We start from the raw sequence: 7158 nt of genomic DNA, 5'->3' as shown, positions 1-7158 counted from the left end.
CGCGGTCCTGGCCGGGCGCGGCGCCGATGGCGCGGCGCTGCCGCGGCGTGCGCTGCGCCAGAGCGTGCCTGCCGCCGTCTGGGGCAGCTGCAAGGAGACGGCAGCGCAGTGGGGCATCTCGCCCAGCTCCCTGGTGTTCGCGCTGTGGACGCAAACGCTGCTCGAAGTGGCGGGCATGCCGGCAGCCACCTTCCTGCTCACGCTCAGCGAACGCCCGCGCCTGCCGGCCGGTGCCGAGTGGCTGATCGGCCCGTTCACCTCCAGCATGCTGGTGCCGGTGGCCAACGCGGCGGGCGAAAGCGATGCAATGCGGGCCCAACGCCTGCATCGCGAGCTGTGGGACCATCTGCAGCACGCCGTCGTGCCGGCCGTCGTCGCCTTGCGCGAAGTGGCGGCAGCGGCGGCTCCCGGCCGGCTGCCGGTCGTGTTTACCAGCCTGCTGGAAATGCCGCATGCCGCCAGCGCCTGGACCCGGCGCACTGTCGTCAGCGCCTGCCAGACGTCGGGCATCGCGCTGGAACACCAGATGTGGGAGCAGGACGGCGCCCTCGAACTGCATTGGGACGTGGCCGAGGCCCTGCTGCCCGTGGGAGCGGCCGCGCTGTGCCAGGCCCGCCTGGTGGCGCGCCTGGGCGCGCTGGCGGCGCCAACGGAGGTGTCGGCGCCGTTGAATGCGCTGCAGCAGGCCTATTTCGTGGCGCGCCATGAGCAGGCCGCCCATGCCCAGGGCGCCGGCTGCAATGCCGTGTTCGACGTCGCCCTCGATGACGTCGAGCCGGCCCGGGCAGGCCAGGCCTGGCGCGAGCTGGTGCTGGCGCATGCTGCGCTGCACAGCGTCGCCGGCGCCGATGGCATGGTCAGGCAACTGGCGCGGCAAGGGGTTCTGCCGGTTCTCGCCATCACGCCGGTCGCCGATGGCGAGCTCGCGGCCGGTGCCGGACAGGTCGCCGGCCAGCTGGCGCGGCTGCCTCACCCGCTGGGGCAGTGGCCCTTGCAGGAAGCCCACCTGCTGCACAGCCCCTCCGGCGCGGCGCGCCTGCACGTGTCGTTCGACCTGCTGCTGCTCGATGGCCAGAGCATCCACCAGGTGATGGCCGAACTGGTGCGGGCCCTGGCCGGTGGTGCGCCCGCCGCCCCGGCAACGGTGCCCGTGCCCGCACCGGCGGCCGCCGATGCCGTCGCACCGTACTGGCGCGCGCGCATGGCGGCATTGCCGTCCGGGCCCGCGCTGCAGGCAGGCGGCAGGGAGTCGTGCTGGCAGCGCCTGGAAGAGCGCATCGCCGGCATCGGCGCGCTGGACGCGGCCTGCGCCGGCGCCGGCCTGACGCTGGATCACGTGCTGCTGGCGGCGCTGGGCGCTGCCTGGCAGCGCGAGACGGCACAGCCATTCACGCTGGCGTCGGTATGGTGGAGCGCGAGCGGCGACACGATGGGACCGGGCGAACGTTCGCAGATGGCCTGGCCCGTCTTCTCGGCGGCCGACGCCGGCGGCGATACCGATGCCGCCTTCCCCGCGCTGCTGCGCACGGTCCGGCAAGCCGTCGCCGACGACCTGCGTCACGGCGGCCTGGCGGGCCTGCCCTACCTGGCACCGCGCCATGCCGCCGGCACCCTGGCGCTGCCCGTGGTGTACACCAGCCTGTGTCGCTGGGGAACGCTGCCGGCCGCCGTGGCCCAGTCGCTGCGCTGGCGCACGATGACGCCGGGGGTCGCGCTGGACGCGGTCGCGCTGGCGCTCGACGACGAACTGGTCCTGGCCTGGGATGTTGATACGGCTCTGCTGGCGCACGAGCAGGCCGCGCGCGTCTTCGCGCACTACGCGGCGGCCGTGCGGCGGGCGGTGCAACAGCCGGACTGGGCCCTGGGCACGGCAGGCGATGCGGCAACGGCGCCGGGCGGCGTGCTGTACGACTGGTTGCACCTGCGTTGCGCGCTGCCGGCGCCCGAGCCGGTGCAACTGGCGTTCGAGCGCAGCGCGGGGCGTCACGCAGCGCTGCCGGCCGTGCGCTGGCGCGGCGGCATGTGGACGTTCGACGAGCTCAATCGCCGCGCCAACCGCATCGCGCGCCAACTGCGTGCACGCGGTATCGGCCCCGGCACCACCGTGGCCGTCTCGGTGGCCCGCGGCCCCTGGATGGTGGCCGCGACGCTGGGCATCCTGAAAGCGGGCGGCGCCTACGTTCCCGTGGAACCGACGCTGCCGTCCGCCCGCGCCGCGCGCATGACCGAGGTGGCCGGATGCGTGCTGGCACTGGGCCTGGCGAACGGCACGACCGGCCTGCCGGCCGCGCTGCCGCTGCTGGCCATCGATGCCCTGCCGCCCTGCGCCGACGAGGCGGACAATCCCGCCGCCGTCAATACGGCCGACTCGCTGGCCTACATCATCTTCACGTCCGGCAGCACCGGCGAACCAAAGGGCGTGGCGGTCGCGCATCGCGCCTTGCAGAACCTGTTCCAATGGTGCCAGCGCCGTTACCGCTTCGGGCCGGGCGACCTGGGCCTGTGCGTCACGTCGCTGGGCTTCGACCTGTCGGTGTTCGATCTGCTGGGCCTGCTGGGTGACGGCGCCGCCATCTACGTTGCCGACGAAACGGAGCAGCGCGACCCGGCCCTGCTGGCCGCGCTGCTGGTCGATCAGCCCATCACGTTCTGGAATTCCGCGCCGACCACGCTGGACCAGGTCAGCGCCCATTTCGAAGACCTGGCCGGCGCGCCGGCCGCGCGGGCATTGCGGCTCGTGTTTCTCAGCGGCGACTACACGCCCATTTCGCTGCCGCCCGTGCTGGCGCGGCACTTCCCGCAAGCGCGACTGGTGTCGCTGGGCGGCGCGACCGAGGCCACCGTGTGGTCGAACTTCCATGAAGTCGACGCGATCGATCCGGCCTGGCGCAGCATTCCGTACGGGCGCCCCATCGACAATGCCCGCTACTACATCCTGGACGACGCGGGCCAGCCCTGCGGCGCGGGCGTGGAAGGGCACTTGTACATTGCCGGCGACGTGCTCAGCCTGGGCTACTTCGGCCGGCCCGAGCTGACGCAGGAGCGTTTCCTGCCCGACCCCTTCGTGCCGCAGGCAGGGGCGCGCATGTATTGCACGGGCGACCGTGCCGTTTTCGCGCCCGACGGCATGATGTTCTTCCGTGGCCGCGCCGATCGCCAGGTCAAGGTACGCGGCATGCGCATCGAGCCCGAGGAAATCGAGCACGTGCTGCGACAGCACCCGCAGGTGCGCGATGTCGTCGTGCTGGCGCAGCGCGATGCCGACGGCGACGTCAAGCTGGTTGCCTATGTCGTTGCGCCCGAGCCCGTATCCGCGCATGCGCTGCGGGCGTTCGCCGCGCAGAAGCTGCCGGCCGCCATGGTGCCCAACCTGGTGCATGGCATGGCAGGCTTCCCCGCGACCAGCAACGGCAAGCTCGATCGCGCGGCGCTGCCCTGGCCGTTGCCGGCCGCGGCGGCGGCCGCACCGGTGGCGCCATCGCCCGCGCTCGAGCAGATCGTGGCCGAGCTGCTGGCGCACTTCCAGCGCTGCATGGGCATCCTGCCGGATACCGAGCGCGATCTGTGGGAGCAGGGCGCAACGTCCTTCACGATGATCCAGGTCAGCGCCGCGCTGAAGGCGGCGCACGGCCTGAAACTGCAGGTGGAATGGCTGACGCGGCGGCCCACCGTGCGCGGCATCGCCGAAATGGTGGCGGAAAAGCTGGGTACCACGGCCCCTGTCGCCGCCCAGGCGCCGGTGCCGGCCCCGGTAATGCCGCCTGCCGCCGACGTCGATGTGCTGGACGGTGCCGCCAAGCAGGCCTTCCTGGCGCGCCGCGCCGACCGCCGTGCCGACCTGGATGGTCAACCGCGGCTGGCGCTGGGCATTCCAGCCGTGCCGGATGCGTGGTTCGATGCCCGCGGCGCCCGCCGTGCATTCGCCGCCGGCACGGTGCGCCGCGAACAGCTGGCGCAGCTGCTTGGGCTGCTGGCCACGCGCGTCTGCGGCGGGCGGCGGCGGCACCTGTACCCATCGGCCGGCGATACCTACGGCGTGCAGGCCTACGTGTGGATCAAGGGCGAGCGGGTTGACGGCGTGGCGACGGGTTACTACTGGTATGACGCCGACGCGGCCGCGCTGGTGCCGCTGGCACCGGGCGCGGTGCTGCCGCGCGAAACCCAGTTCATCTATAACCGCACGCTGGTGGACGGGTGCGCCCTGGCGTTGTTCCTCGTGGGCGAGCAGGACGCCATCGCACCGCTGTACGGCAGCGCGGCGGAACGCTTCCAGCTTCTTGAAGCCGGCTATATCGGCCAGTTGCTGATGCTGGGCCAGCAGCAGTGCGGGCTTGGCCTGTGCCCGATCGGATCGTTCGAGGATGCCGCCGTGCGCGCCAGCCTGCGCCTGGGGGCCAGCCAGCAGGTGCTGCACAGTTTCCTGGCCGGGCCGGTCGCGACGCCCGCCATGACGGCGCCTCCGCTGGCGTTTGCCGCGCCCGCACCGGCGGCCATCGGCATCGTCGGCCATGCGCTGCGCTATCCGGGTGCCGCGACGCCGGAAGCGTTCTGGCAGATGCTGCGCGGCGGTGCCTCCGTGTTGCGAGCGGCGCCGCAGCGGCGCGGGCTGGGTTCGCAGGGCACGCTGGTGGGCGGCTTCCTCGACGATATCGAAGGATTCGACGCCGCCCTGTTCGGCATCGCGCCCAGCGAGGCCCGGCTGCTCGACCCGCAGGCACGCCTGCTGCTCGAAGTGGTGTGGGAATGCCTCGAACGGGCCGGCCACGATGCGGCGTCGCTGCAGCGGGACGGCGAACGGGTCGGCGTGTTCTGCGGCCACCTGTGGCTGGATTACCGTCTGCACGCTGGCGCTGACGGCACCGTCAGCGCCAGCGGTGCCGAGCTGGCGGGCCGGATCGCCCAGACGTTCGGCTTCACCGGCCCCGCCATCGCCGTCGACACGGCCTGCACGGGCGGTCTGGCGGCCCTGCATCTCGCCGCCGGCGCCATCGCCGCGGGCGACTGCGACAGCGCGATCGTCTGCGCCGTCAACCTGCTGACCCACTCCGCCCATGGCGACACGCTCGAGGCGATGGGCCTGGTCGCCAGTGCGGTGCCCGATGGGATCTATGATGGCGACTGCACCGGCTGGGCAGTGGGCGAAGGCGCCGGCGCCGTGCTGCTGCGTCGGCGCGATGCCACGGACGCCGCCGGGGACCAGGTGCTCGCGCTGCTGGGCGGCAGCCATGTCGAGCAGGCCGGTGCCCGCTCGCCGTTCGGTTCACCCAGCAGTGCCGCCGTCGAGGCAGGCCTGCGCGCCGTGCTGCGGCGCGCCGGGCTGGGCGCGGACGACATCGATTACGTGGAATGCGCCGCCTCGGGCGCGGCCCTGTCCGACAGCGCCGAATGGGAAGCGCTGGGCGCGGTGTTCGAAGGCGGCGTACGGATCGGTTCCGTGAAGCCGCTGATCGGCCACCTGGAAGCGGCTTCGGGCATGGCGCAGCTGTCGAAGGTGCTGCTCCAGCTGGCTCACGGCGAGCTGGCGCCGACGCGTGTCGCGGCACGAACCTCGCCGCTGGTCGACATGGCCGGCCCGGTCCAGGTCGTGACGGCGGCCGCACCGCTGGCGCGGTCGTCGACGGGACGTGGACCGGCCCGTGTACTGATCAGCGCCGTGGCCAGCACGGGCGGCTCGGTCCAGGTCATCCTGGCGGCCCCGCCCGTGCCGGTCGCGCCGGCCGCACCCGCCCAAGGGCCGGCTGTCCTGCTGCTGTCCGCCGCTTCGGCCGCCCAGCTGGAACGGCTTGCCGGCAGTTACCGGGCACCGCTGCAGGCGGCCGGCGTCGCCTGGCCTGACATCTGCGCCACCTCGCAACTGGCCCGTATGGGCGGGCTGTACCGGCTCGCCGTCGAGGCCGTGGATGCCGCCGAGGCGTACCGGCGACTGACCACGTTCCTCGGCCAGGGCAGCGCCGAAGGCGTGCAGCAGACCCGTGCCCAGGCGCAGTACCTGGACCGCCAGTCGTCGGCATCGGGCTATCGCGGTGCCCTGCAGGACTGGCTGGCGGGCTATCAGGTGGACTGGCGGCCGTTCTGGCAAGGCACGCCGCGCCGCGCGCTGTTGCCGACCTATCCGTTCGAGCGCCTGCCCTACTGGCTGGAGGCGCCGCAGGCGGCGCCCCTCCATGCCGGGCCGACGTGGCTGGAGCGCGTCATGGCGGCCTACGCGGACGCGGCCGGGCTGCCGGTGGGGCAGCTCGATCCCCATGTCCCGCTTGAACGGTATGGCCTGAACTCGCGCATTGCCGCCGCCGTCGTGGCACGGTTGAACGAACAGGCCGCCGGCGCTGCGCTGCATGCCACGTTGTTGTACGAAGCGCGCGACCTGCATGGCGTCGCGCGGAGCGTGGCGTCGCTGTGCACCGCTGCGGCCGGGGGGCCCGCCGCCACGGCGCTCCCGCCGTCCGACGCGGGGGCTGCCATTGCCATCGTCGGCCTGGCGGGCCGCTATCCCGGTGCCGACGACGTCGCCACGCTGTGGCAGAAGCTGGCGGCCGGCGTCGACCTGGTGGGGCCCGTACCGGCGCAGCGGCAGGGCACCGGACCCGGTGCGGCCTTGCTGCGCGGCGCCTTCCTGGACGAGGTCTCCGGTTTCGATCCGTTCCTGTTCGGGATCGCGCCGGCCGACGCGGCGCGCATGGACCCGCAGGAACGCATCCTCCTCGAAACGACGTGGCAGGCGCTGGAAGACGCCGGCTACCCGCCCGAGCGCCTGCGGCATGATGCCGGCGGCCGCGTGGGCGTGTATGTGGGCGCGATGCATAACGAGTACCCGCTGCTCGGACGCGACGCCAGCACGCCGGAACGCCTGATCGACACGGGTGCGACGCCGGCCGGCATCGCCAACCGGATTTCCTACCACCTCGACCTGCATGGTCCGAGCCTGACGGTGGACACGATGTGTTCGTCCGCGCTGACGGCCTTGCAGCTTGCCGTGGAAGCCCTGCGTGCCGGCCGCATCGAGATGGCGATCGTGGGCAGCGTCAACCTGTCCATCCACCCCAACAAATTCGTACAACAGGCGCGCCTGCAGATGACGGCGCCGGGCGGCCGTTGCCGCAGCTTCGGCGCCGGCGGCGACGGCTTCGTGCCGGGCGAGGGCGCCGAAGCTGCGGCAAC

1 protein-coding gene is annotated in these 7158 nt (G+C 72.8%); it reads left to right on the top strand.

Going from position 1 to position 7158, the window contains the following annotated elements; translation table 11 throughout:
• Nucleotides 1-7158, top strand: a 7158-nt coding sequence (locus GM672_RS26710) for an amino acid adenylation domain-containing protein (RefSeq protein ID WP_155473548.1), incomplete at both ends; no start/stop codon positions are given.

This window comes from Pseudoduganella buxea, assembly GCF_009720835.1.
GTDB classification, from domain to species: Bacteria; Pseudomonadota; Gammaproteobacteria; order Burkholderiales; family Burkholderiaceae_D; genus Rugamonas; species Rugamonas buxea.
The sequence above is the reverse complement of the archived record's forward strand: the minus strand, read 5'-3'. Positions and strand labels throughout refer to the sequence as shown.